Origin of the sequence: Spiroplasma endosymbiont of Lonchoptera lutea (genome assembly GCF_964019715.1) — a bacterium.
Taxonomy (GTDB): domain Bacteria; phylum Bacillota_I; class Bacilli_A; order Mycoplasmatales; family Nriv7; genus Nriv7.
Genome location: NZ_OZ026463.1, coordinates 546,005 through 571,357 on the forward strand (window position 1 = coordinate 546,005; position 25,353 = coordinate 571,357).

Consider the following 25,353-nt stretch of genomic DNA (forward strand, 5'->3'; position numbering starts at 1 on the left):
AATTATGCTCCATTACTATAACTTATTTTAAACATATTTCTTTATTCTAATGTTATTTAGTTAATTGATTTAAAACGATTCGGCAATAATTGTTCATTTTTATATACACCAACTATTTCTGTTTCATTGTAAACCTGAATTGTAAATATAAATGGAACAGTTTTTTAAAATAATTGTATTAAATCTATTGGTCTTTTATAAGATAATGATTTTCTGGGTGTAGAATTAATTTGAAATGCTATAGAATTTAAGTCTTTTTGTTTATATGAAGATAAATCAGTAGATTTTGGTAAATATCTTCTTAAAATACCATTATTGTTCTCATTTAAACCTCTTTGACAAGGTTTGCCGGCATCTGCAAAATAAATTTTAACATTACAATTTTTTTCAATTAATTTTCATTTACTAAATTCTTTACCACGATCAAAAGTAATAGTTTTAATTGTTCCTGGTATTAATTTTGAAATAAATTTTATTATACTTTGTGTAATACTTTCTGCTTTATGATTTTTAGTTTTCAAAGGAATTGTGGTTTTTGATCATATATCAGCTAAAGTAATAATAGAACTTTTATGATCTTTACCAACGATAGTATCTCCCTCTAAATGGCCAAATTCTTGTATATTTTTAATATTTGGAATGATTAAATTTCTTTCATGAATAGATTTACAATTATTAATTCTGCCCCTAGTTTCTTTTTGTTTATGAGGTTTATTTTTGCCTTTTCTCAATAAATTTTTTTCATCAAAACCCATTCGATTTGTTTTAAACATGTTATATAAAGTTTTTGTTGAAATATTTTTTATTTTATTTTTCTTTAAAAAATCAGCAATTATATCAAGAGCATAATTTTTAGTAATTAACAAATGATTGATAGTATTAGGTCGCGTTTAGTTTTCTTAGGTATTGCTTTGAAAAAGTAAAACAATCAGCTAATTATATTATTTAATTACTAAACTAACCCTACCTTTCTTGTTATTGTCATTTTTATTCATTACCATTTTATCATATTATTGAATTTTTACACAATAAAAATTATTAATGGATTGGCAACCCTTTTTAGGACACTTTTTATGTAGACTGGTATTTTCTAAATTCAACGGGAGTTAAATAATTTAAACTGCCATGAATTCGAATATTGTTATATCAATTAACAAAATCAAATAGTTCGCATTTTAGTTGTGTTAAGTTTGCAAATTTTTTACCGTTAATAAATTCGGTTTTAAAGGTTTTGTAAGTTGCTTCAGCAACAGCATTATCATATGGGCATCCTTTGGAGCTTAATGATCTTTTAATTTTAAAGGTTATTAAAATTTCATCAATAATTTTATTTTTAAACTCATTACCACGATCAGTATGAAATAAAGTTATTTTATTTAATGGTCGTGTTATCTTGTGAAAAGCTTGTTGAACTAATTCAGCAGTTTTATTTGGCCCAGCACTATAGCCAATTACTTCGCGATTAAACAAGTCAATTAATAAACAAATATAATGTCATTTAGTGCCAACTTGAACATATGTTAAATCACTAACAACAACTTCATTTGGTTTTTTGTCATTAAATTGACGATTTAAAACATTATTAATTTCGTCATTATTAACTGTTTTTTTATGATTACAATATTTTAACTTGGTGTATTTAGAAACCAAATTATTTTTGATCATAATGAATCGGATTTTTCGTCGTGATAAAATGATATTTTTTCTTATTAAAACAGCTTTAATTTTACGAGCACCATAAATCTTGCGACTTTTATTAAATGCACTGATAACTTCTTGTTCATAATTATTAACATCAAACTTGGTGCATTTATTAGTTTGATAATAATATGTTGATTTTAGTAAACCTAAAATCTTACATATTTTCCTCACTGAATATTTATTTTTGTTGTTATTAATTATTGTTATTTTTTCCCGATTATCAGTGCTGCTTGCTTTAAAATGTCATTTTCCATCCGTAATTGTTGGTTTTCTTTTCGCAAGTAAATTAATTCATTTTCTTCGACAGTGCGATTATCTTTTGCTTTAAATGACCCAGAATTATTATAATTTTTAATTCAACTATAAATAGTTGGTTTTGGTAAATTATATTCTTTCCCTAAATTAATAACACTTTTGTCATTTTTGTATAGCATTACAATTTGTTTTTTAAATTCTTCAGAGTATGAGGTTTTATTTCCCATTTTTATATTCCTTCTTTCTTAATAATTTTGAAGTCTATATAATTATGGTCCAACTTATTGTAGCCTATCCAATACTTAAAGATATGAATATAATGTAATTAAGTATTATTCATCAATATTTTTTTAAAGAATTAGTGAGTTTGTTTGATTTCATTTTTCAAGACTCTTTTTGCTTTAATTTTTTGAATAGTAAAGCGGATTAATTTTTCAAATTTAATTGCAAAATATATTGCTCCGCCTCATCAAAAAACAAATATTCCTGCTAGCATAATACCACTATTAAATTTGCCAAAGAAATCAACCATCTGTTCATTCATAAAATCATTAAATTCTTTACTTGTTCCAGTTATTCATTTAGTATCGATTGCTGTTAATGCACAAATTAATAAGCTTATAAAGATGAAAATGATACTTAATACTATTTTTAATCACTGTTTTTTAAAAGAATTTTTAATTCTTAATTTTAACGGCGTTTTTTCTTTTGAATTATCTTTTTTAAATAATTTTCCTAAAAGTTTTTTCATTTTAATTCTCCTTTCATATTTTTATCGTCCTTTAATCACAATAAATAAAGCAATAAGTACACAAGTGACACCGAGAATAGTAAAGATTGGATGTTGCGAAAATGTCCGCGCCATTGGTTTAAATAGTTCTAAAATTGTTAAATTGCTAGTAATAAACTTTTGGAAATTCGCAAGGCCCTCGCTAATATAGTTTGTTAAAGTTTCAAAATGACTACCAGCTAATAGTCCAAGAACAGTTATTAAGATAAAAATAATAATTAGTTTAAACATTTTTAGTTACCTTGTTTTGTTTTTATTGGTTTTATTTGTTTTTTAGCTTTTCCTCACGCACTTAAACGCCCCTTATTTTTAACAGCATATTGGCGTTGTTTTTCTAAATTAACTTGTTGACTACCAAATCCAAGAATAATTGCCATAAGAAATTCTACAGCCAGTGTTAAAAATAAAGGAAATATCAGTTGAATATTCGTTCCCGGTACTTCTAAACTTCAAATTAAGTCAAAAACTTTATAAAGCATTTGGGCAAGAAAGTCGGCCATTTTTGCGAGATTTTCCATTTTTTATTATTCCTTTTCTTTCATTTTTCTTAAAAATTTGCTAAATTTATCCATTTTTAAGTATTCTAAGTCCTCTAAATCAATTGCGGTATCGGTATAGTATTTATCTTCATAGTCAGGATTTACTTTTGCATTCAAGTAATCTCTTAAAAACGCTAGGTAAAAAGAATTGTAAGTGTTAAGTATGGGCAGGGGAATTTTTAATTTAAAAAAATAAATATCAAGTTCAGGAATATCGCGATATTTAATGCGACGACCTTTTTTACTATTTTTAGCATCAATTAAAGTGTTTCGTCAGCGTTCATATTCTTCAATACTCGTAAAGGTACCATAGATGACTTTTAAGTAGGGCCGAAAAATATTAACGGGTTTTTTGCGAATTCCCACAATCACATTATTGGCAATATCACGAACTTTAACTCAAATATGTTTATCTCTTTGACCGCTAGCCAGCACAATATGACCGAAATGCCGTGCCAAAGCGAAATATTCTTGAATACCGGTTTCTTCATTTTTGGTATTATTTTTTTCTCAATCAGTTCCTTCTAAAAATAAATTGGTTTCATCTCATAACAGTAAGGTTTTGTCTGGTAATACCGGATAATCAAAGTCTAACAATCCCATATGGCCTAAACTTAATTTTTGGGTTTCTAGTAATGGAAATGTTGCGGCGATGTGATATTTTTTCTTTTTTAGTAATTTTGATGCGTATACTAGAAAGGCGGTTTTTCCAGTTCCTAATGAACCAATCACAATATTTAATGGTGAGTTTTTTAAGAAGTTAATCACTTTGTTAATTTGTGTTAAATTGCTGATTTTAAAAATGAAAATTAAAATACAACCCGCTAAAAATAAATAACTCACAATGTTTTTAAAATAACCGTTGTAAATGTATCAAATTGCTCCTCAATGTCATAAAATTAAAAATGAGGTGCGATTTAATTCAATAAAATGGTTATTTTTTTCTATTATTCATTTGCAAAATTTCATCTTGCACCTCACTTTATTTTTTGTTAGCGGACTGCGCCAAGTAATTTTTCAAACATTTTAAAGCAAATAAAGAATATTGCCAAAATAAATGGAAAAATGAAGATTCAGTAGTCAGCAAAGAAGTTACCGACTTGTGGCATATTAACCGCAATAATTTCTCACATTTTAGTAAACGCTGTTATAATTGCATTTCACAATTTAGTCATCGCATCACTAGCTGTTATTTTTGCTGGTGCATCGGCCAAAAAAGTTCCAATCATATAATCACCCCCTTTCTTCTTAAGGCATTCTTCATTTGTCTTTATCTAAATACTGATATGGTTTTTCAAAGTAACATTAGAATAAATCACGCCATAATCGCTGTTAATAATCAAAAAGCAATGTTTGCTATTAAAAGCCAAAGTGGCGCTTCGGTTAAATCAATTTCTTTATCACCAGTAATATGGGCCGGAATGGTTGTAATTTGAATAAATAAATCTCAGAAAGTTTGTTTAATTTGTTCTCAATTAAATTCTTTTAAGTTTATTGTCATTTTTTATCTCCCAAAAATCATTTTTATTGGTAAATACATAATTGAAATTAATGCGAAAAGAAAAGTAATGATAATAATTAATCCGGCAATAAACGCAACTTGTGCAGGCATTTTTTCTATCGGAACAAACAGTTTTAAAAACTCCATAATAATTTCTCAAAACATTATTTTCTATTCTCATTATTTTCTTTTGAATTAGGCGCTTTAACTCATTCTTCAAAACGAGCAATAAATACTTTCTCGTCTTTTGTGAAATTACCAGTATTATTTTTAATGGCATTTTTATATTTAATTCGCATTTTTATTTTGGCATAAATTTTATAAGCAAAATATGCAGATAGCATGATGCTGATAATAATAAATATTAGTCCAATTGCAATATTCATTTTTAAACTCCTTTAAAATAGTTATAATTCATATCTTTTTTGTTGTTTTCTTTTTCAGTAATGAAGAAACTTAATAATTCTTGGCCTTTAATTAACTTGGTTTCTTGCTCTTGTTGATTAATTGAAATTACTTGATATTTACTATCTTTTATTATTCCAATACAAATAGAATTTTCGTATTTTCCTTTATAAACAAATCGCTTTGGAAACCAAATGCCGATTTGTTCATTAAATCACGGAATTTTTGGTGCTTTAATAAGCATTGCGTTTTGTGTTTCTTTTAAGAGATATTTTTTAGTATTTAAGAAAATGTTTTCAATGTTTTTCATAGTAAATTACCTTTCTTATGAATAAACTAAGTTATATTAACTAAGTTGTTAGTTAACTTAGTTTATTAAACACTTATATATCGCAGATTTAAGTGTTTAACAAGCTTTGTTAGTAAATTTTGTTTTTTAATTAGATAAAGATTTTAATAATTTTAAACTTAGTATATCCCCTATATAGAAATTTCTACACTTTAACATCCGCATCCTACCCTTGGAACTAATTTAATAGCGTGTATATTTTTAGGAAATCCACCCATTCATTTTTTATTGCAAAACGAAACAAATTGCTATAGCTAATAGGGTATTATCTATCAACTGGTAAACTTCTTTCGGTTATGGCGACCACCCACAATTTATCGTGCTTTAATACATACCAACATTATTAATTCACTTGTATTTAATTTTCAAAGAACAAATTTTTAACACCTTATAAAATAAAAAGACAATCATTGCTAACTGCCTTAATACTTATTCAAATCTTTTCCTACCTAACAAAACTTTATGCGTCCATAGTATTAATTTCTGTTAAAGTTAAAATTATTAATTTTCTACCTGCATTTTGTTTATTTTTTTGAACTTGATTCAATATTTCTAATGGTAATAAGTTTTGATTTAATAATTTACAAACTCTGTGTACAGTTGATTTACTATAATCAATTGCTTTTGCTATTTTACGAATAGAAAATCCATAACTTTTATATTCTTTTATTGCTATTATTGATTCAATAGTCAGATACTTATACATTGTGCTAATTCCTTTCTTTTCTTAATTATAGAATTAACACAATTTGTTTTTTATATAAGTGTCCTTTTTAATTTTACATTTCAGGTTTGCAAACATACTACATTACTTTTTTGACTAACTAATTGAATTCTACTAGAAGCTAATTGCGTCACACTTGTTAATCCAATAGTGATACTACTTAATACTGATATAAAACTATTCATTAAGTAACCTTCCTTACAAAATATCTTTAGTAAAATATATCTCCTTCATCATTCTTAAAATTTATTTTAGCACATAAATAAAATAAAAAGATGATAATTAATTACTAATTACCATCTTTCATTTTTTTTGTTTGTTTTTGACATTGATATTGACGATACAAAAAGAATAAAAACCCTAAAACTAAACTTGTTAAAATAAATACCATCATACTAATAGCTAATCCTGACATTACCTTTTTTTCCTTTCACTTCATATTTTTTGAAATAATTGTTTAATTTCTTTATTAAAAGCTAATATAAAAGCAAGCATAACAACTACCGTTATACCAATTATACCACCAACTGCTGCAAAAATAAAGGGCTGACTAATAATGTTATTAACAAAAACTCAGAAATTCATAGTAATACTAATTATTAAAACTAACGGTGCAACAACAAACAATGTTAACTTAAATAATCTTCTTAATTTAATTCAAGAATTCTTATTATTATAATCACATATAATTTGAATTTTTTTTCAAACAAAACATACCCCAATAATTTCAATAATACCAATAATTAATTGTCATAAACCAGCAACTCACGAAGCAATGCCATCAATTAACAATGCTGAATTTTTAAATACTAAAATAAATCCTAACATCATCGCAACACCAGCAACAATTATTGTTGCTGGTAATCGTTTAACATTCAAATCTAAATGAAGTGGTGATGTTGCCCCCTCTGTTGCCATAATTAATGATGAAATTCCAGCAAAGAAAACCGTTAAAAAGAAAATAATCCCAAGAAAATTACCAAGACCATAAGTAACATTATTAATTTCTGCAAATATCTTTGGAAAAACACTAAACACTAACGAAGTTTCACCAGCACCAAATACTTCTTCAAAATTCTTATTTTCTAAAGTAGCAATGTTTCCAATACCAGCAAAAATTGTAATCGCCGCAATCATTGCTACTAAAACATCACCAAAAACAATAATAAAAGCTTGATTAGTATTATCCTGATTTTTAGGAGCATAACCAGAAAAGATAATTATTGCCGCTGTACAAATACTTAAAGTAAAAAAACCTGATCCAAAAGCACTCGTTCATGTTTTCATTTCTTTTAATTTAGCAATATTAGGTTCAAATAAATGTTGTAACCCTATTCCCGCACCAGTTAAAGTTCCCGAATATATTGCCATACAAACTAACATAATAAATAATCCTGGCATAAAAATCTTATTAGCTTTACCTATTCCTTTTTCAACACCCAAACTAACAATTCCAATAACAATACCTCAAACAACTAAATATGCTAATAAAATATATCAATTAATACCACCTAAATCAGTAAAACCAGATAACGATGTTTTATCCATTTGTAACACTTTATTAGTAAAAAAATCAGTTTCATTTAATCACGAAGGAACAAAACTAACAACCAAAGATACTAAAGTTCATGCTACTAAAATACTATAAAACGAAGCCATAACTCAAACAACAGTTGATTGCAACCAACCAAAATATCTGCCCTTTTTACCAGCAAATTCTTCAAATATTTTAATATGAGATTTCCTTCACTTATTTCCTAAATTAATTTCCAAAATTAAAATTGGCAAACCACAAACTAAAATCGCAATAAAAAATGGGATTAAAAAAGCAGCACCACCGTTGCGATACATTTGCGTTGGAAAACCTCAAATATTTCCCAAACCAACAGCACCAGCTAAGGCTGATAATATAAAACCAATATGTGTTAAACCCTTTTTTTCTTTTTCCATTAAAATATAATCTTTCTATTTTAATTATTATAATACGCTAATATTTATCTTTTGTAAATAAAAAATAACTTAAATATAATTTTATTACTTAAATTAATTAATAATTTAAAAAATATATCCCTAATATTAAGTAGACAAGCAACCCTAAATTATGTGATACAATTAAGAGACATTACTCGAAAGGAGAAATAATGACTGATAATTGTAGATTACGCTGTGTTGCCTGCCAATGTACTTGTCGTACACCGGGAGCAGAACATCAAAGTAATAATATAAATAACTGTAGTGACTGTCCGACTTGTAAACCAGAAGACAATCATGAAAGAAAGCCACCCCGTAAATTTTAAAAAATGAACCTGCATTAGGTTCATTTTTTCATTAGACTATTTTTAGACTATTTAAGATATAATATAAAATATATTTGAATTATTTTAATAATTTATTATATAATTATGTTATGAAGAGAAAACAACAAAAAGGTGGTCTAATGAATGACAATGATAAATCATCTAGCTCTATTATATAAAATCTCGCAACTTAAAGAAAAGTTATACATTGACTTATTAAGAAAATTAGAAATTAAAAATCTAATGCCTGTACATATAAATATTTTATTAGTAATTGAAAAGATCAAAGATAAACCCATTATTGTTAATGTTGCAAAAGAACTTTGCAAATCCAAAGCTGACACATCAGCCGTGATATCAACATTAGTTAAAAAGGGATATATTACTTGTAAAGTTCTTGCTAGTGACCGTCGTTCAAAACTATTAACTTTAACTCCTAAAGCACAAGAAATCATTAAAAAAGCGGCATTAATCAAAGAACAAATTGATAGCATTTTGTTAAATAAATTAAATAGTATTGAAAAAAATATGCTTCATTCTTATTTATTAACCGCAGGAAACAATTTAGAAGTAGCTTTAAAATCTGACTCTTCATTAGTTTAAAGTTAACAATATAGAAAAAACCTTGTAAAATTACAAGGTTTTTTCTAATTTCCAAAATCAAAATTATTAGGGTCAGGACCTTTTCTTGATTGTGGTAAACTATCAATTCACTTCATATGTTCATCACTAATTTTAAAATCATCAATCGCACTATTTTCAATAATTCGCGTCTTATGCATTGACTTGGGAATTATTAAACTTTGATGTTGATAAGCCCATCGTAAAAATAATTGTTGAATGGTTTTATTATATTCACGAGCAATCTGCTCACAAGTTTCTGGTAAAGAGTCATGATATTTCATTGTTCCTCAACCAATAGTTATAATATTATTTTTTTGATGATATGCTCTTAATTCTGTTTGATTTAATCCCGGATGAAACTCAATTTGATTAGCAACTGGTAACTCTTTAGCATCTTGTTTTAATTGTTCTAACTGCTCAATATTAAAATTACTAACACCAATCACACGAGCTTTTTTAGCACGATATATTTCCTCTAATACTTCTCAAGCAATTTTACGATTATTTCACGGTCAATGCATTAAAAATAAATCAACAAATTCCAAACCTAATTTTTCTAACGAGCTATCAATCTCTTGTAAATACTGTTCTTTTGTTAATTCATTACCTCAAAGTTTAGTCGTAACAAAAATTTCACTGCGAGAAATCTTACTTTCTTTAATTGCTTGCCCAACGATTTCTTCATTCCCATAAATTTTAGCCGTATCAATATGACGATAACCCTGATTTAAAGCTTCTAAAATCGCTTCCTTACCTAATTCATTATTTTCAATTTTATATGTTCCAAAACCCATAACTGGCATCATAATACCATTATGTAATTTAACTTTTTCATCTAAAATAGTCCTTTTTTTCATAAAAAACCCCTTTATAAATATTTATTTACTATATTTCATTTTATGGCGGAGAGTACGGGATTCGAACCCGTGGAATCCTTTGGGATTCATCACCTTTCCAAGATGACTGTTTAAACCACTCACACAACTCTCCAATGGTGCTGGTTAAGAGAATTGAACTCTTGATCTCACCCTTACCATGGGTGTGCTCTACCCGACTGAGCTAAACCAGCAATTGATATTTCCTTCTCCATTATAACTTGTTTGCGACATTAAATAAATGATAATAAAATCTCATCTAAATTTTCTCACTCATCTTGATAACAAAAAAGAAAATTATTTTTAATATTTAGTTTCTTTTTTACTATTAGTTTATTAATCGCATTTTGAAAATATTCATAAGCTACTTGATTTTGCTTTATTCGCAAATCAACGCCTTCAATTAGTCCTAATCCCATAATAAAAATTTCTCCATAATATTCTTGTTTTGTAATTTTAGTAATTGTTTGTCGCCATAGTGGATATTCATTAGTATTTTGGCAAATAACTATTTGTGAATTTTTATGAAAAGAACTAGCCCCCATACCAACACCTAAATAATTTTGTAAAGTTCAATAACTATATTGATGTTGTGATTTAATGCCTTTATTAGTAATAAAATTATTTTTCTCATAAGGTAAATAACCATTTTCTTTTAAAATATTTTTTAATCATTGATATGTAATTACAACACAATTATTATCGGCTTCATAATAACTAATATGACCAACAGGTAATTTTCTTAAAATCTTTAAATCATTTTCAATAACAGCTTTAGAATATCCTTTTAAATTATAAAATAAATCAATTGCTTGATTTTTAAAACCACTAACTAATGCTTTATTAATTTGCTTAACATAATTGACATTATCACAATAATTATTTTGTAATAATACCGCCTGACTAAACGAAATTACTTTTCATATTAACCGATTAACACCATAACTATTTCATAACAAAAATAATTCATCAGTATTATTACAATGTAATTCTAAATTATATTCAATAATATTCCTTGCTAATGGTTGTAATATATTTAAAATTCGCTGTCATTGTTCAAAATCAAGGTCACGAGAACAATTAACAGCAATATATATTGTTTGTAACTGCTGTAAATTTTCTCGCTCAGAAATTATTTCTTGTTCAATATTATCAATAATAACATTAAAATCTTGTTTAACAATTAATTTTTGATTAATATTTTGCAAGTGATAATTTCCATCATTACTAATAAAAAGATTTACAAATAAATGAAAATACATTTTAACTTGAAGTAACCTTAATTTTTTTTCGTCGCAATATTCAAATCGGAATCGCAATAACAAAAAACATAATCGCAATAATTGTTAATCAAGTTCATAAACAGCGACGATTTATTATTCGCTTTAATTCATACATTTCATAAGGATTAATAATTTCATAACCATAAAAACCAATAATATTAGCTTTTCTTTTACGAACAAAAATAATATTTAATACTTGTAAAAAAAATAAGGCAAATAATATTCCTATTAAAATAATAATTTCTGTTGTTAAATCTCTAATCGTCATATCTAAAATTAAAAACCCAAAAAGTTTTGGCTGTGTTGCACCTGATAATCCATAAAGAATAGCAATAATTGCAGCACCAATAATATACAAAGGAAAAGCTACTCAATTAATAATAATACTACGAATATGCATTTTTCGATAATTAGCAATAATGAAATTAGGAATAACATTATTTCCTAATTTAGCTTTTTTTAAATATCCTTCCACTTCTTTTTTAATTTTAATTCAATCAAACAAAGAAATAAAAAATAAACCTAATGACACAATACATAACGGTATCATCAAAGTTGGATGCGGAATTAAATTTTCATTGTCAATAACAATATTTTGTTGCTTTAAAAATCACAAAATTAATGGTATTGAAGAAGCGATTATTCCTAAAAAACCAATAATCATTGTTAAAACCAAACGATATTTTTCACTACGAACCTCATTAGCAATTTCTTTAGGAATAGTTTTTAAACTTAACGAACGATACGGTATCTCTTGTCCTCGTGGTTCATCATATGATAAATATGGTTCTTGATATGCTTTTTGATATAAAGTTGGACTATAATCATTATGATTATCCTCTAAAAAATCATTAGGTGATGAATCTAAAATTGGTTGTTGTGGTTGTGGATATTGATAAGAAGTTATTGTTGGCGAATTTTGTTGGTATGGCGTACCACCAAATTCACGATTATAACCATTTTTAGGACTATAAACTCTTGCTTTTGGTAAACTATAATTTTCTTCATAATATGGTGGTGGTTCTTTATTAATACCAGAATTAAAATATTTTTTATCATCAACTGTAAACTCATAACGATTAATTACGCGGGGAACATCATTTTGTTTTTGTTTTCTTTCATAAGGAAAATACGGATCAAGTTGCTCTGCCTTTAATTTATTATCATTAAATCGTTTTTGTTCTGCTTTATTAAAAAACTTATCCATTATTTTTTCTTTTCATGACATATCTATTGCCTACCTTATAAAAATATAACTATTTATTTTTTAATGCTTGCCCCATTTTAATTATTTCTGATTCAATATTATAAATTAATTTTTCATTTTTAAATTTTTCTCAAGCTGAATTTTTCAAGTTACGATTGCGATAATTAATAACCAATAAAATCACACTAATAATTGCAATAAATACTACTCCAATAATAATACAAGAAATAATTAAATATTGAATTGCTAAATTTTGTCCTAAAATATTAATATAATCTTTTTCATTAGTTAGAAATCCTTGCAAAATAATTACCTTCTTTATGATTATCTTTAAATTACATAGTAATTATATCGTAATCATTACATTTTTTAAATAATTAATAATCTTATCAAAACAATTTATGTATAATTTTTAATATGATAATTTAATTTTTGAACTTGTGCCTTACTATTTGTAACTGTATAAACTAATGTTCCATCTTTTCCTGTTCAAGAAAAATCACAACCAACAGTTTTTAAATTAGCCATTACTTCTGCTGTTGGATAAATATGACTTTTATTATCAACATATTCTAATCCATAAGTATCAGGATTAACACCCGAAGCAAAGCAAGTTTTAGGTTTAATCTTATTTAAAAATGACAATGAACTTGATGTTTTACTACCATGATGGGCTACTTGTAAAAAATTAACTTCTGAAAGCAAATTCTTTTTTAATAACTCTTGTTCTACTTTCTTTTCGGTATCGCCTGTTAATAAAAACCGCTGATTTTGATAAACAAAAGATAATACTAAGCTTTGATTATTTTCATCTTTACTTGAATTGCTATTAATAAAGTCCTGAATTTTATAAGTTAAATTATCAAATGATAAACCTAAGATATTATAACTTGGCTTAACATCTTGCACAATAATTTTTAAATCTGCTCATTGTTTTGGTCATTTTTTGCTGGCTTTGCCTTGATAGCGTTCAAAAAATGAACGACTACCATAAATATTTTTAACATTAACCGTATTAACAATCGTTTCTAAATTACTTGTATGGTCAGTATGATCGTGAGAAATAAAAATTGCATCTAATTGATTAATTTCTAGGTTTTTTAAATAATTAGCAACAAAATTATTTTTTGCATATTTATTTTTTCATCAATCTTGCGGATTACCGCCAATACCCGTATCAAACATTATTGCCCGATTTTTTATATTGCGAATTCGTAATAATCGTTGATAAACCATTACCAACTGCTAACATATGATATTGTAATTGTGGATTATTAAGTAAAAAATCACTAATTTTACTACAAGATACTACTAAAAAAATATTACTAACTACTAAACTAACTTTAAATAAATTATTTCTCGTCATAACTATCATTCCTTATTTTGGCAACATTTTTTCTAATTCATCAAATTCTTGTAATTTTAATTATAAAAATTTTTTAAATAAAATGCCTCCAATCAAAGTTATTGTATATACATTTATTCTATCAAAAACTTTACAGTAATGTAATCTTCTTGTACACAATCAATGTATTTTCCCAAACCAATAAAATTATAAAGTTTTAAATATAAATTTGGTAAATTGTGATTAATTTTATTATCTAAAAATAAAAATTTAGCAATTTTTAAATTTTGTAAATCATTCACTAGTTTACTTTGCATTGTTTTATCCTCAGGAATTGACCACCAATATTCTTTACTTGTAGCATTATATTTCGTTTTCTTACCATATTTACTACCAGCAACATCAGCAAAAATAACTGCTTTTGTTTGATCAAAAGTTAAATGTCCCGCTTGAAAAGCAATAATTCTTAATTCACCTAATTGTTTAATAAAATTTACGCGACGAATTGCACATAAGGCTTGACGAACAGTAAATATTGATTCATAAGCTAACAATGGATACAACAAAAAATTATGTTCATTAACTAATAAGGTTTCATTTTCTAATTTATATTTTAATATCATTACTAGTTCATTAACAACTAATTTATTATGATTAATAAATTCTGCTACTAAATCATCAATTGCTAAATAATTAGGAAACACTTTTAAAAAGGCTTTCATACTAGTTACTTCATATAAAAGCGAACAAATTAATAAATTATCATATTCATAATTAATTGCTTCATTATTAATGTTTTTTAACAATCGCTGATAAAAATAATTTATTAAATGATAATCATTAAGAAATAAAAATTGCTTTAAAAGATTTTTATTACGATTAGAATTATTAATACCATTTGCATAAACTTTAATATCTTGACCAATTTTTAAATAAAAATCATTTAAAAAATTATAAAATTCCCATAAGGTTAATTCATAATCTTGTAAAACTTTAACTAAACCATCAACACCATAAATCCGATAATAATGTTTAATAACTAAATGGATGCGTTTTTTATTTTCATATCATTTTTGTAAGTTTGCCAAAATAACTTTTTGACTACGTTTCTCTAAAGTAATCGTACACCCATAGGGTAAACCACTATTACCACCTAAAAATGCTTTATTCCTTTCTAAATGAGAATTATAAAGATTTTTAATTCCCACAGTAATATCATATTTTTTATCAACATTAGCAATTAAATCATAAACTTCTAACTTATTTTTACTGTCAGTTTTTCTTAAACCACGACCTAATTGTTGTAAATAAATAGTTTTTGAACTTGTTGGTCGTAACATTATAATTGTATCAATTTGCGGAACATCAATGCCTTCATTAAACATATTAACAACACATAAATAATTAATTTTACCCTTTTTAAAATTATTAATAATTGTTGTTCGCTCTTGAGATACTTCATTAGTTAAATAAGCAGCCTGTAACCCTTCCTTTTGAAGAAAATTAGCAACAATTTTAGCATGCGTTGTTGTGATACAAAATACTAAACAAAATGGTTGAGCATAAATACCAATATAATTATTTATCACACTAAATAATAATTTATTGCGTTCACTAGTATTCAACTTCTTAAACAATTCAACATCATTATTTAAATCAATACCTTCAAGATTACTACTAATATCATCAATACAATAATAGTCAAATGGCGATAATAAGCGTTGATTAATAGCATCTCATAATCGTAATTCATATGCAAATTCATTATCAAAATACGGCGTAATTAACTTATTATCTTCCCTTTCGGGAGTTGCTGTTAAACCAATAACTTGTTTTGATTGAAAATAATTAAAAATCGTTACAAATGATTTAGCAGCAATATGATGGGCTTCATCAAAAATAATAACATCAAACTGATCCGGTAAAAACTTTTTTAAATTACGATAAACTGATTGCACAGTAGCAAATAAATAATTAGTATTATCTAATGTTTGATTTTCATAAAAAACACAACCAAACTTATTATCTTGTAAAACATTACGAAAAGTTAATATTGCTTGATCAATAATTTCTCGTTGATGAGCTAAAAATAATAATCGGGGGCGAAAATTATTATTTTCTTTAATTTGATTTAAATAATCAAAAGCACTAATAATAGTTTTCCCAGTTCCCGTAGCCATAATAATTAAATGCTTAGTTTTATTAATCTTGCGACGATATTGTAAACGATTAACAATTTTTTGCTGAAAATCATACATTGAATATTTTCTTGTTATCGTTCCCTCACTTTGTGCTTTAATATGTAAACGATTATTATCAATTCTTGTTAGTAATATCTCACGCTCATTAGCATTATTAAAATTAACAAGATTATCATTTCAAATTTTTTCATATTCACGAAAGAGATGATAATATAAATTAGGATTACTAAACTCACTAATTTTAATATTTCATTCTCTTCCACGCATCATTCCCTTATAAGTTAAATTAGAAGAGCCGACAATTGCTGTTGAAAAACCTGATTTTCTTTTAAAAATTGCTGCTTTAATATGAATTCTTTCGCTACGCTTTTCAGTATTATCTTCTACCCTAATTAAAATATTATTATAACTATTAACTAAGTTTTCTAATTCATATAAATTAACAAATAAAGCAATATCATCAAAAGTTGTCGTAATAAAATTAATCTTAATATTATGTTGTTGAGCATACAAAAAAGAATTTCTAATTTTATTAATCATTCCCTTAGAAATAAAAGGATAAATAAAATAAACACTATCAGCAGTTTTAATTTCTTTATTAATTTCATTAATTAATTCTTGTTCATTTTCATTAGTAAATAAGTGATTATCAATTAATCGAATGTCTTGATGATAACTAACTTTTTCTTGCAAATCATTACCTATTTGTAATAAAACATTATTAGATAATTGTGATTGTTCACTATAAATACCAATAATTTGATTTAAAAATTTTAACTTATCATCAACTGTTTTATGTTCTTGCAATTTAATACTTAAAATATTATTAAATTGCTTCAATAAATATTTATCAATGTCTTTAATAGCATTTTTTTCATCATTAAGATTTTTAACAATATAATCTTCATTAATTGTTTCACCTAATTTTAATAATAAATCATAATAACCTTTTTCTTTCATTTATAAATCACTCTTTATTTCCTTGTTGTAATAAGATTATATACCGCCTTAATTAAAAATTTGTTATTTTATTTGTAAATGCTGAATTATACTTGTAAGTGCAAGTAAATAAAATTGCAAAAAATTTCATATAAAAATTTCATGATGCTAAGTTTATTTTAGAAAAAGTAAATTTAAGGAGTTTTTATATGGGATACAAACATCTTGGCATAGATGAAAGAATTTATATTGAGAATCAATTGAAATTTAAAGTAAAAATTAGTGAAATAGCTAAAAATCTTAATCGAAGTATTAGTACTATTAATCGAGAAGTTAATAGAAATAAAGATAATAATCATTATTTTTCATTAATTGCACAAAATAAAGCAGAAAATAGAAAACAATTACATGTTTATTTTCATAAATTTAAAAATAGAGAATTAGTAAAATATGTACAACAAAAATTATTATTAGGTTGATCGCCTGAACAAATTTATGGCAGAATTAAAAATTTTCATCAAGAATGAATTATTAGTTTTAAAACAATTTACAATTGAATTTATTCTGGATTACTTGAAAAGGTTACTAGTAAAAATTTAAGAAGAAAAGGTAAGAAACGAAAATCTCAAGAAAATCGGGGTAAATTTAATGGTAAATCCATTAAAGAACGAAATGTTAATAATCGTATAACTCTTGGCCATTGAGAAGGTGATACTGTAGTATCATCACGAGGTAAAAGTAAATCATGTTTAATAACTTTAGTTGAAAGAACATCAAGATTTACTTTAGCAATATTAGTTGAAAATAGAACTACTAAAGTTATTAACAAAAATATTAGTCATTATTTATCAATTCTTCCAAATAATCTTGTTAAGACTATAACATTTGATAGGGGTAAAGAATTTGCTAATTGACAACAACTTGAAAAAAATTTAAATGTGAAAATTTATTTTGCTGATGCATATTCACCTTGACAAAGAGGTACTAATGAAAATACTAATGGTTTAATTAGAGAAAAATTTCCTAAAAAATTTAATTTTTCAAACACTACTAAAAATGCAGTTCATAAATTTATATTGTCTTTAAACCAAAGACCAAGAAAAATACTAAATTATCTTTCGCCAATCGAATATTTGGTTAGAAAAATAATTTAGTTGCACTTAACTTTACAATTTGGCAAAATAAAATAAATAACATTAACAAAACAAAATACGATGTGGTTAATGAAATTTATTAACCACATCGTATAAAAATTTTATTTTAATAATTAATTTTGAGTAATAACTTCAAACATAATAACTACACCCCTTTCTTGACAAAACAAAGTTTACACAAGTTAAATTTCTTTGTATTTTCAAAAGAAATCTGATAACTTTCCGAATTAATAAACATTCGTTTTCCTAATGTTTCTATTCCTTTAGCATTAGCAAAATATCTTAAAATCTCATTTACTTGAATAGAACTAACTAAACTATTTAAAGGACCATAACTTGGTGATTTAAAATTTGAATTTCAAAATTTAAGAGTTGGTTTTTTATCTTGGGGAACAATACAGTTTCAACATTTAGTTACTTCGGGAACTATTAACGGTCCAACAATCCCATACTTATTAACATACCCCGCAATACTATAAGGAATTTTATATTTAGTTGCGATTTCATTTAACCTGAAATGTAAAATTAAAAAGGACACTTATATAAAAAACAAATTGTGTTAATTCTATAATTAAGAAAAGAAAGGAATTAGCACAATGTATAAGTATCTGACTATTGAATCAATAATAGCAATAAAAGAATATAAAAGTTATGGATTTTCTATTCGTAAAATAGCAAAAGCAATTGATTATAGTAAATCAACTGTACACAGAGTTTGTAAATTATTAAATCAAAACTTATTACCATTAGAAATATTGAATCAAGTTCAAAAAAATAAACAAAATGCAGGTAGAAAATTAATAATTTTAACTTTAACAGAAATTAATACTATCAATCATTTGTTAATTACTAAAAATTATGCTCTTGATATAATTGCTGATTTTTTAAAGAAAAATAAAATAAAAAATATTTCAACAAAAACTTTATATAACATGTTTAAAACAAATCGAATGGGTTTTGATGAAAAAAATTTATTGAGAAAAGGCAAAAATAAACCTCATAAACAAAAAGAAACTAGGGGCAGAATTAATAATTGTAAATCTATTCATGAAAGAAATTTAATCATTCCAAATATTAAAAATATACAAGAATTTGGCCATTTAGAGGGAGATACTATCTTTGGTAAAGATCATAAAAGTTCTATTATTACTTTAGCTGATATATGATCAAAAACCACAATTCCTTTGAAAACTAAAAATCATAAAGCAGAAAGTATTACACAAAGTATAATAAAATTTATTTCAAAATTAATACCAGGAACAATTAAAACTATTACTTTTGATCGTGGTAAAGAATTTAGTAAATGAAAATTAATTGAAAAAAATTGTAATGTTAAAATTTATTTTGCAGATGCCGGAAAACCTTGTCAAAGAGGTTTAAATGAGAACAATAATGGTATTTTAAGAAAATATTTACCAAAATCTACTGATTTATCTTCATATAAACAAAAAGACTTAAATTCTATAGCATTTCAAATTAATTCTACACCCAGAAAATCATTATCTTATAAAAGACCAATAGATTTAATACAATTATTTTAAAAAACTGTCCCATTTATATTTACAATTCAGGTTAAATAATAAACTAAAAAACTAGAATCAGCAGAAACAATAATAAAATTACTATCATTTATTTTCAAAGCAATTTCTTCATAATTATCTTTAGAAATTTTAAAATCAAGATGCTCAATTTCACAATTATGATTTCGTTTTAGTAACTGTTTTTTAAGCACTTTACCTTTTTTTTGACCAACTTCTTTTTCTGAAAATATATATTGTCTAGTTAAATTTGATAATTCAACAATGTCATCATCTACCAAATATATTTTTTTAATACCCGCAACTGTTAATAAAAGAGCAATGTTAGTACCAATACCACCCGCACCAACTAAGGTTATTGTTTTTGAATTTAAAAAATTAAAATTATTATTACCAATCATTTCAAAATATAAATTATGGCGCGAATAGCGGTCTTGCATATCAATTAATTCATCCGATAAAATAATTTTATTTCGTAATAAAAATGAAATAAAATTATTAATATGACGATGCGATTTTTTATTATTTGCAATCCTGAATTGTAAATATAAATGGGACAGTTTTTTAAAATAATTGTATTAAATCTATTGGTCTTTTATAAGATAATGATTTTCTGGGTGTAGAATTAATTTGAAATGCTATAGAATTTAAGTCTTTTTGTTTATATGAAGATAAATCAGTAGATTTTGGTAAATATCTTCTTAAAATACCATTATTGTTCTCATTTAAACCTCTTTGACAAGGTTTGCCGGCATCTGCAAAATAAAATTTAACATTACAATTTTTTTCAATTAATTTTCATTTACTAAATTCTTTACCACGATCAAAAGTAATAGTTTTAATTGTTCCTGGTATTAATTTTGAAATAAATTTTATTATACTTTGTGTAATACTTTCTGCTTTATGATTTTTAGTTTTCAAAGGAATTGTGGTTTTTGATCATATATCAGCTAAAGTAATAATAGAACTTTTATGATCTTTACCAACGATAGTATCTCCCTCTAAATGGCCAAATTCTTGTATATTTTTAATATTTGGAATGATTAAATTTCTTTCATGAATAGATTTACAATTATTAATTCTGCCCCTAGTTTCTTTTTGTTTATGAGGTTTATTTTTGCCTTTTCTCAATAAATTTTTTTCATCAAAACCCATTCGATTTGTTTTAAACATGTTATATAAAGTTTTTGTTGAAATATTTTTTATTTTATTTTTCTTTAAAAAATCAGCAATTATATCAAGAGCATAATTTTTAGTAATTAACAAATGATTGATAGTATTAATTTCTGTTAAAGTTAAAATTATTAATTTTCTACCTGCATTTTGTTTATTTTTTTGAACTTGATTCAATATTTCTAATGGTAATAAGTTTTGATTTAATAATTTACAAACTCTGTGTACAGTTGATTTACTATAATCAATTGCTTTTGCTATTTTACGAATAGAAAATCCATAACTTTTATATTCTTTTATTGCTATTATTGATTCAATAGTCAGATACTTATACATTGTGCTAATTCCTTTCTTTTCTTAATTATAGAATTAACACAATTTGTTTTTTATATAAGTGTCCTTTTTAATTTTACATTTCAGGACTAATAATTCATTCTTGATGAAAATTTTTAATTCTGCCATAAATTTGTTCATGCGATCAACCTAATAATAATTTTTGTTGTACATATTTTACTAATTCTCTATTTTTAAATTTATGAAAATAAACATGTAATTGTTTTCTATTTTCTGCTTTATTTTGTGCAATTAATGAAAAATAATGATTATTATCTTTATTTCTATATAACTTCTCGATTAATAGTACTAATACTTCGATTAAGATTTTTAGCTATTTCACTAATTTTTACTTTAAATTTCAATTGATTCTCAATATAAATTCTTTCATCTATGCCAAGATGTTTGTATCCCATATAAAAACTCCTTAAATTTACTTTTTCTAAAATAAACTTAGCATCATGAAATTTTTATATGAAATCTTTTGCAATTTTATTTACTTGCACTTACAAGTATAATTCAGCTTATTTACTAAACGATAAAGTTAAATAAAAAAATTACAGTAATTACTGTAATTTTTCAAATATTTTTAATAATTTTTTAATAATTTTTTAATAATTTTTTAATAATTATTAACTATTTGTATTAACTTTTTCTTTTAAAGTTGTTGAAGGACTAAAACTGACAACAGTTCTCGCAGGAATAGCGATTTTTTCTCCTGTTTGCGGATTTCTTCCTTCCCGAGCTTTTCTTTCTTTAGTTTTAAAAATACCAAAACCTGAAATAGGTGTTCTCTCAGCACTCTGAATTTCTTCGGTTAAAATATTAATAATACTATCAAAAATATCGTTAGCTTTGCTTTTTGTAATCCCATATTTTTTATACTCTTCGACGATAAAATCAGCTACTTTGTCTTTAATTGATGGTTTTTTCATTTTTAAACTTCCCTTCTTATGAAATTATAGTTTAAGAATAATATAAAAAATTAAATTTGGCAAGAAAAAAATTACTAATTTTAACTTAAAGCCGTTTTTAATTCTTCTTTGGACTTATAACCATTTAAAGTTCTTTTTAATTGACCATCATCAAAAATTAATAATGTCGGAATTGAATTGATATTAAATCTTTGTGCCAATTCTTGTGATTCATCAATATCAACTTTAACAAAAGAAACTTCTTTCATTTCATCAGATAATTGTTCAAAAATTGGTGCTAACATTTTACAAGGTCCACATCAATCCGCATAAAAATCAATAATAACTTTACCAGTTTTAATAGCTTCATCAAACTTACTTATATCTGTTTTAATAACCATTTTAAATTCTCCTTTCATTCTTTATTATTTTAACATACCTGAAATGTAAAATTAAAAAGGACACTTATATAAAAAACAAATTGTGTTAATTCTATAATTAAGAAAAGAAAGGAATTAGCACAATGTATAAGTATCTGACTATTGAATCAATAATAGCAATAAAAGAATATAAAAGTTATGGATTTTCTATTCGTAAAATAGCAAAAGCAATTGATTATAGTAAATCAACTGTACACAGAGTTTGTAAATTATTAAATCAAAACTTATTACCATTAGAAATATTGAATCAAGTTCAAAAAAATAAACAAAATGCAGGTAGAAAATTAATAATTTTAACTTTAACAGAAATTAATACTATCAATCATTTGTTAATTACTAAAAATTATGCTCTTGATATAATTGCTGATTTTTTAAAGAAAAATAAAATAAAAAATATTTCAACAAAAACTTTATATAACATGTTTAAAACAAATCGAATGGGTTTTGATGAAAAAAATTTATTGAGAAAAGGCAAAAATAAACCTCATAAACAAAAAGAAACTAGGGGCAGAATTAATAATTGTAAATCTATTCATGAAAGAAATTTAATCATTCCAAATATTAAAAATATACAAGAATTTGGCCATTTAGAGGGAGATACTATCGTTGGTAAAGATCATAAAAGTTCTATTATTACTTTAGCTGATATATGATCAAAAACCACAATTCCTTTGAAAACTAAAAATCATAAAGCAGAAAGTATTACACAAAGTATAATAAAATTTATTTCAAAATTAATACCAGGAACAATTAAAACTATTACTTTTGATCGTGGTAAAGAATTTAGTAAATGAAAATTAATTGAAAAAAATTGTAATGTTAAAATTTATTTTGCAGATGCCGGCAAACCTTGTCAAAGAGGTTTAAATGAGAACAATAATGGTATTTTAAGAAGATATTTACCAAAATCTACTGATTTATCTTCATATAAACAAAAAGACTTAAATTCTATAGCATTTCAAATTAATTCTACACCCAGAAAATCATTATCTTATAAAAGACCAATAGATTTAATACAATTATTTTAAAAAACTGTCCCATTTATATTTACAATTCAGGATAATTAAAATAATAATATTTTTACTTCAAAATGTATTTACGAATCATATTACCAACACCATTTTCATTATTACTTTGACAAATATAATTAGATAATTTTTTAATAATCTCAACTGAATTATCCATTGCCACTGGATGACCCACTGCTTGCATTAATCATTGATCATTATATGAATCACCAAACGCCATTGCTTCACTAGTACTAATTCCTAATAAATCACAAATATATGTAACCCCATAACCTTTACTCATTTTTGGCAATGTTATTTCATATATTCCTGGATGATATTCTTTAATATCTAAATGCGAAAATTTTTCATTAAATTCATTAATTAATTCCTGAGAAGCAACTTGACTAGTAATAGTTTTAGCAATAATAACAATCCGAGCAATATCACTATTTAAATCATCAATGTCATTCAATACTGTATATTTTGCTTGCATAACATCAGCTCAATAACTAGAATTTTCTCCAAGGCGATTAACAAAAGAACCATCTTCAGTATACAATTGACATTTAAAACCTTTATTATCAACTCAACGATAAACCGCTTTAGCAACATCATAATTAATATTTCCATTAAAAATTAATTTTTTATCTTTAAATGAATAAATATGAACACCATTATTAGCAACAACAAAACTTTTAAATTTATGAGCATTAATTTGTTTAGCAATACTAATAGCATTAGTAGTAATTCTTCCTGTATTAATAACAACAATAACACCTTGCTTTTGAGCTGTAATACACATTTCCTTATTAAATTCAGTTAGACAATGATTATCATTAAACAAAGTCTCATCAATATCAATAAAAATAATTTTTATTTTCATTAAACCCACCTTTTTCATTTTTTAAATATCTATTTATTAAAATAATACTAATTAATTAAAAAAATAATGCACTATTAAGTGCACATTTTATAATAAATGGTGCGGGTTAAGGGACTTGAACCCCCACGTCGTAAAACGCCAGATCCTAAGTCTGGTGCGTCTGCCAATTCCGCCAAACCCGCATTACAAATTACTTTAACATTATAATACAAAATCACCACAATTATCAATAGACTAACAACTATATTTTGTAGAAACCATATACATATGACAAGATTTTGTTTTCTACAAACTTTTAGGGGGTGTTTTCTTTTGGCAGTAATATTTTGTATTGAATGCGACAACGAAAGTTATGTTGTTGGTAATAAAAATACAGTTGGAATCTGTAATTCTTGCGATGAAAAGGGTTTTTAAATTTTGAAAGGAACGATAGATTATAAAATATGTCGCTGGTGTTTACATCTATTTAGTGATAAACGATATTTGCATGTTGCTTGTGAGAAAAAATTTATTAATCATATTAAAAAAATTTTAAAAAATAAAAGTAAAAGGAATTTAAAAAATAATGTTTAAAGTTAAATTAGTTAGTATAAAAAGAAAAATATTTAAAAATAAAGATGGCTCTATGATGTCAGGTTATTCTGCCGAATTTTTGCGTTATGAAAATGACTTATTTGAGCCTACCGGCGAACAAAAGGCTTTATGAATTGATGATAACAATCTAGAACAACAAGAAATTTATAAACTGTTAAAAGAAAATGTTAAATCATTTTTTAGTTGCGAATTAACTTTTGAAAAAACCCCCAAAATAGTTAACTTGCAAAAAATTGAATTATCAAAAAATCAAAAAAACTTGTCCAGTTAATTGATAAT

General features: G+C 25.0%; 30 protein-coding genes, 3 tRNA genes and 2 pseudogenes. 6 read left to right on the forward strand and 29 right to left on the reverse strand.

The genetic code is table 4. The annotated features are described in order from the left end of the window. Positions 1-164: 164 nt before the first annotated feature. From AACK97_RS03055 to AACK97_RS03115, 13 genes and pseudogenes are all read right to left on the reverse strand, one after another. Positions 165-890, reverse strand: a pseudogene (locus tag AACK97_RS03055) (IS30 family transposase); the annotation flags it as partial. 181 nt (positions 891-1,071) lie between these two features. After that, a protein-coding gene (locus AACK97_RS03060; RefSeq protein ID WP_338966745.1) for an IS3 family transposase occupies positions 1,072-2,183 on the reverse strand; the annotation gives its coding sequence in 2 pieces (ribosomal slippage) (positions 1,072-1,940 and positions 1,940-2,183; 1,113 coding nt in all). A 131-nt stretch (positions 2,184-2,314) separates the two neighbouring features. Continuing rightward, positions 2,315-2,707, reverse strand: coding sequence for a hypothetical protein (locus AACK97_RS03065; protein ID WP_338968734.1), 393 nt, complete (start codon positions 2,705-2,707; stop codon positions 2,315-2,317). A gap of 21 nt (positions 2,708-2,728) precedes the next feature. After that, a complete protein-coding gene (locus tag AACK97_RS03070) occupies positions 2,729-2,977 on the reverse strand; it encodes a hypothetical protein (RefSeq protein WP_215826579.1) in 249 nt (82 codons plus the stop codon). 2 nt (positions 2,978-2,979) lie between these two features. Continuing rightward, positions 2,980-3,264, reverse strand: a complete 285-nt coding sequence (locus AACK97_RS03075; protein ID WP_338968736.1) for a hypothetical protein — start codon at positions 3,262-3,264, stop codon at positions 2,980-2,982. Between the two features lie 6 nt (positions 3,265-3,270). Further along, complete coding sequence (locus AACK97_RS03080) at positions 3,271-4,254, reverse strand: hypothetical protein (protein WP_338968737.1); 984 nt, start codon at positions 4,252-4,254, stop codon at positions 3,271-3,273. A gap of 23 nt (positions 4,255-4,277) precedes the next feature. After that, positions 4,278-4,514, reverse strand: coding sequence for a hypothetical protein (locus tag AACK97_RS03085; RefSeq protein WP_338967064.1), 237 nt, complete (start codon positions 4,512-4,514; stop codon positions 4,278-4,280). Positions 4,515-4,555: 41 nt separating this feature from the next. Further along, entirely contained in the window at positions 4,556-4,786 is a 231-nt protein-coding gene (locus AACK97_RS03090) for a hypothetical protein (RefSeq protein WP_338968739.1), read from the reverse strand. 164 nt (positions 4,787-4,950) lie between these two features. Beyond that, positions 4,951-5,172 carry a hypothetical protein gene (locus AACK97_RS03095; RefSeq protein WP_338968741.1) on the reverse strand — a complete coding sequence of 74 codons (222 nt, stop codon included), beginning with the start codon at positions 5,170-5,172 and terminating at the stop codon, positions 4,951-4,953. Between the two features lie 2 nt (positions 5,173-5,174). After that, on the reverse strand, positions 5,175-5,501 hold the full coding sequence (locus AACK97_RS03100; RefSeq protein WP_338968743.1) for a hypothetical protein: 327 nt from the start codon (positions 5,499-5,501) through the stop codon (positions 5,175-5,177). Between the two features lie 505 nt (positions 5,502-6,006). Beyond that, positions 6,007-6,246 (reverse strand): annotated as a pseudogene (locus AACK97_RS03105) (helix-turn-helix domain-containing protein); the annotation flags it as partial. A gap of 307 nt (positions 6,247-6,553) precedes the next feature. Continuing rightward, positions 6,554-6,679, reverse strand: coding sequence for a hypothetical protein (locus tag AACK97_RS03110; RefSeq protein ID WP_338968747.1), 126 nt, complete (start codon positions 6,677-6,679; stop codon positions 6,554-6,556). Then, a complete protein-coding gene (locus AACK97_RS03115; RefSeq protein WP_338968749.1) occupies positions 6,679-8,214 on the reverse strand; it encodes a sodium-dependent transporter in 1,536 nt (511 codons plus the stop codon). The genes AACK97_RS03110 and AACK97_RS03115 overlap by 1 nt, the downstream gene beginning before the upstream one ends. 491 nt (positions 8,215-8,705) lie before the next feature. On the opposite strand from AACK97_RS03115, the gene AACK97_RS03120 reads away from it, so the two are divergent. Continuing rightward, positions 8,706-9,164, forward strand: a complete 459-nt coding sequence (locus AACK97_RS03120) for a hypothetical protein (RefSeq protein WP_338968751.1) — start codon at positions 8,706-8,708, stop codon at positions 9,162-9,164. 44 nt (positions 9,165-9,208) lie between these two features. Here AACK97_RS03120 and AACK97_RS03125 read toward each other — a convergent pair whose 3' ends face one another. The 8 genes from AACK97_RS03125 to AACK97_RS03160 form a co-directional block, all read right to left on the reverse strand. Further along, the gene (locus AACK97_RS03125) at positions 9,209-10,042 is read right to left on the reverse strand and encodes an aldo/keto reductase (protein WP_338968753.1); all 834 of its coding nucleotides are present in this window, start codon (positions 10,040-10,042) and stop codon (positions 9,209-9,211) included. A gap of 43 nt (positions 10,043-10,085) precedes the next feature. Further along, positions 10,086-10,175 (reverse strand) — tRNA-Ser (locus AACK97_RS03130). Positions 10,176-10,177: 2 nt separating this feature from the next. After that, positions 10,178-10,254: transfer RNA gene (locus AACK97_RS03135), tRNA-Thr, on the reverse strand. Between the two features lie 39 nt (positions 10,255-10,293). Next, positions 10,294-11,322, reverse strand: coding sequence for a hypothetical protein (locus AACK97_RS03140; protein WP_338968755.1), 1,029 nt, complete (start codon positions 11,320-11,322; stop codon positions 10,294-10,296). A 1-nt stretch (position 11,323) separates the two neighbouring features. After that, positions 11,324-12,571: an MSC_0882 family membrane protein gene (locus AACK97_RS03145; RefSeq protein WP_338968757.1), complete on the reverse strand. Its 1,248-nt coding sequence runs from the start codon at positions 12,569-12,571 to the stop codon at positions 11,324-11,326. Positions 12,572-12,599: 28 nt separating this feature from the next. Next, positions 12,600-12,854, reverse strand: coding sequence for a hypothetical protein (locus AACK97_RS03150; RefSeq protein WP_338968759.1), 255 nt, complete (start codon positions 12,852-12,854; stop codon positions 12,600-12,602). Between the two features lie 95 nt (positions 12,855-12,949). Beyond that, positions 12,950-13,786, reverse strand: a complete 837-nt coding sequence (locus AACK97_RS03155; protein ID WP_338968955.1) for a ComEC/Rec2 family competence protein — start codon at positions 13,784-13,786, stop codon at positions 12,950-12,952. 243 nt (positions 13,787-14,029) lie between these two features. After that, the gene (locus AACK97_RS03160) at positions 14,030-17,056 is read right to left on the reverse strand and encodes a DEAD/DEAH box helicase family protein (protein ID WP_338968761.1); all 3,027 of its coding nucleotides are present in this window, start codon (positions 17,054-17,056) and stop codon (positions 14,030-14,032) included. A gap of 188 nt (positions 17,057-17,244) precedes the next feature. On the opposite strand from AACK97_RS03160, the gene AACK97_RS03165 reads away from it, so the two are divergent. Then, a complete protein-coding gene (locus AACK97_RS03165) occupies positions 17,245-18,189 on the forward strand; it encodes an IS30 family transposase (protein WP_338966716.1) in 945 nt (314 codons plus the stop codon). A gap of 145 nt (positions 18,190-18,334) precedes the next feature. Here AACK97_RS03165 and AACK97_RS03170 read toward each other — a convergent pair whose 3' ends face one another. Further along, positions 18,335-18,727: a ThiF family adenylyltransferase gene (locus AACK97_RS03170; RefSeq protein WP_338968763.1), complete on the reverse strand. Its 393-nt coding sequence runs from the start codon at positions 18,725-18,727 to the stop codon at positions 18,335-18,337. A gap of 58 nt (positions 18,728-18,785) precedes the next feature. Between AACK97_RS03170 and AACK97_RS03175 the strand changes: the two genes are divergently transcribed. After that, positions 18,786-19,730 (forward strand): IS30 family transposase, encoded by a 945-nt coding sequence (locus AACK97_RS03175; RefSeq protein ID WP_338968765.1) that lies wholly within the window; start codon positions 18,786-18,788, stop codon positions 19,728-19,730. On the opposite strand, the gene AACK97_RS03180 is transcribed toward AACK97_RS03175, so the two are convergent. The 5 genes from AACK97_RS03180 to trxA all read right to left on the reverse strand — a co-directional run bounded on the left by AACK97_RS03180 (position 19,727) and on the right by trxA (position 22,548). Next, the gene (locus tag AACK97_RS03180) at positions 19,727-20,167 is read right to left on the reverse strand and encodes a HesA/MoeB/ThiF family protein (protein ID WP_338968767.1); all 441 of its coding nucleotides are present in this window, start codon (positions 20,165-20,167) and stop codon (positions 19,727-19,729) included. The genes AACK97_RS03175 and AACK97_RS03180 overlap by 4 nt on opposite strands. Positions 20,168-20,291: 124 nt before the next feature. Further along, on the reverse strand, positions 20,292-21,236 hold the full coding sequence (locus AACK97_RS03185; protein WP_338968769.1) for an IS30 family transposase: 945 nt from the start codon (positions 21,234-21,236) through the stop codon (positions 20,292-20,294). A gap of 281 nt (positions 21,237-21,517) precedes the next feature. Beyond that, on the reverse strand, positions 21,518-21,649 hold the full coding sequence (locus AACK97_RS03190; RefSeq protein WP_338968771.1) for a helix-turn-helix domain-containing protein: 132 nt from the start codon (positions 21,647-21,649) through the stop codon (positions 21,518-21,520). A gap of 216 nt (positions 21,650-21,865) precedes the next feature. Continuing rightward, entirely contained in the window at positions 21,866-22,168 is a 303-nt protein-coding gene (locus AACK97_RS03195) for an HU family DNA-binding protein (protein WP_215825698.1), read from the reverse strand. A gap of 80 nt (positions 22,169-22,248) precedes the next feature. Continuing rightward, positions 22,249-22,548 carry a thioredoxin gene (gene trxA / locus AACK97_RS03200; protein ID WP_338968774.1) on the reverse strand — a complete coding sequence of 100 codons (300 nt, stop codon included), beginning with the start codon at positions 22,546-22,548 and terminating at the stop codon, positions 22,249-22,251. Positions 22,549-22,670: 122 nt separating this feature from the next. Here trxA and AACK97_RS03205 point away from each other — a divergent pair, with 122 nt between their 5' ends. Next, positions 22,671-23,615, forward strand: a complete 945-nt coding sequence (locus AACK97_RS03205; protein WP_338966714.1) for an IS30 family transposase — start codon at positions 22,671-22,673, stop codon at positions 23,613-23,615. Between the two features lie 52 nt (positions 23,616-23,667). Here the strand turns inward: AACK97_RS03205 and AACK97_RS03210 are convergent, their stop codons facing one another. Further along, on the reverse strand, positions 23,668-24,480 hold the full coding sequence (locus tag AACK97_RS03210; RefSeq protein WP_338968776.1) for a Cof-type HAD-IIB family hydrolase: 813 nt from the start codon (positions 24,478-24,480) through the stop codon (positions 23,668-23,670). A gap of 97 nt (positions 24,481-24,577) precedes the next feature. Then, a tRNA-Leu gene (locus tag AACK97_RS03215) sits at positions 24,578-24,662 on the reverse strand. A 235-nt stretch (positions 24,663-24,897) separates the two neighbouring features. Between AACK97_RS03215 and AACK97_RS03220 the strand changes: the two genes are divergently transcribed. Next, entirely contained in the window at positions 24,898-25,053 is a 156-nt protein-coding gene (locus AACK97_RS03220; protein ID WP_338966990.1) for a hypothetical protein, read from the forward strand. After that, entirely contained in the window at positions 25,046-25,345 is a 300-nt protein-coding gene (locus tag AACK97_RS03225; RefSeq protein WP_338966992.1) for a hypothetical protein, read from the forward strand. The genes AACK97_RS03220 and AACK97_RS03225 overlap by 8 nt, the downstream gene beginning before the upstream one ends. Positions 25,346-25,353 lie beyond the last annotated feature (8 nt).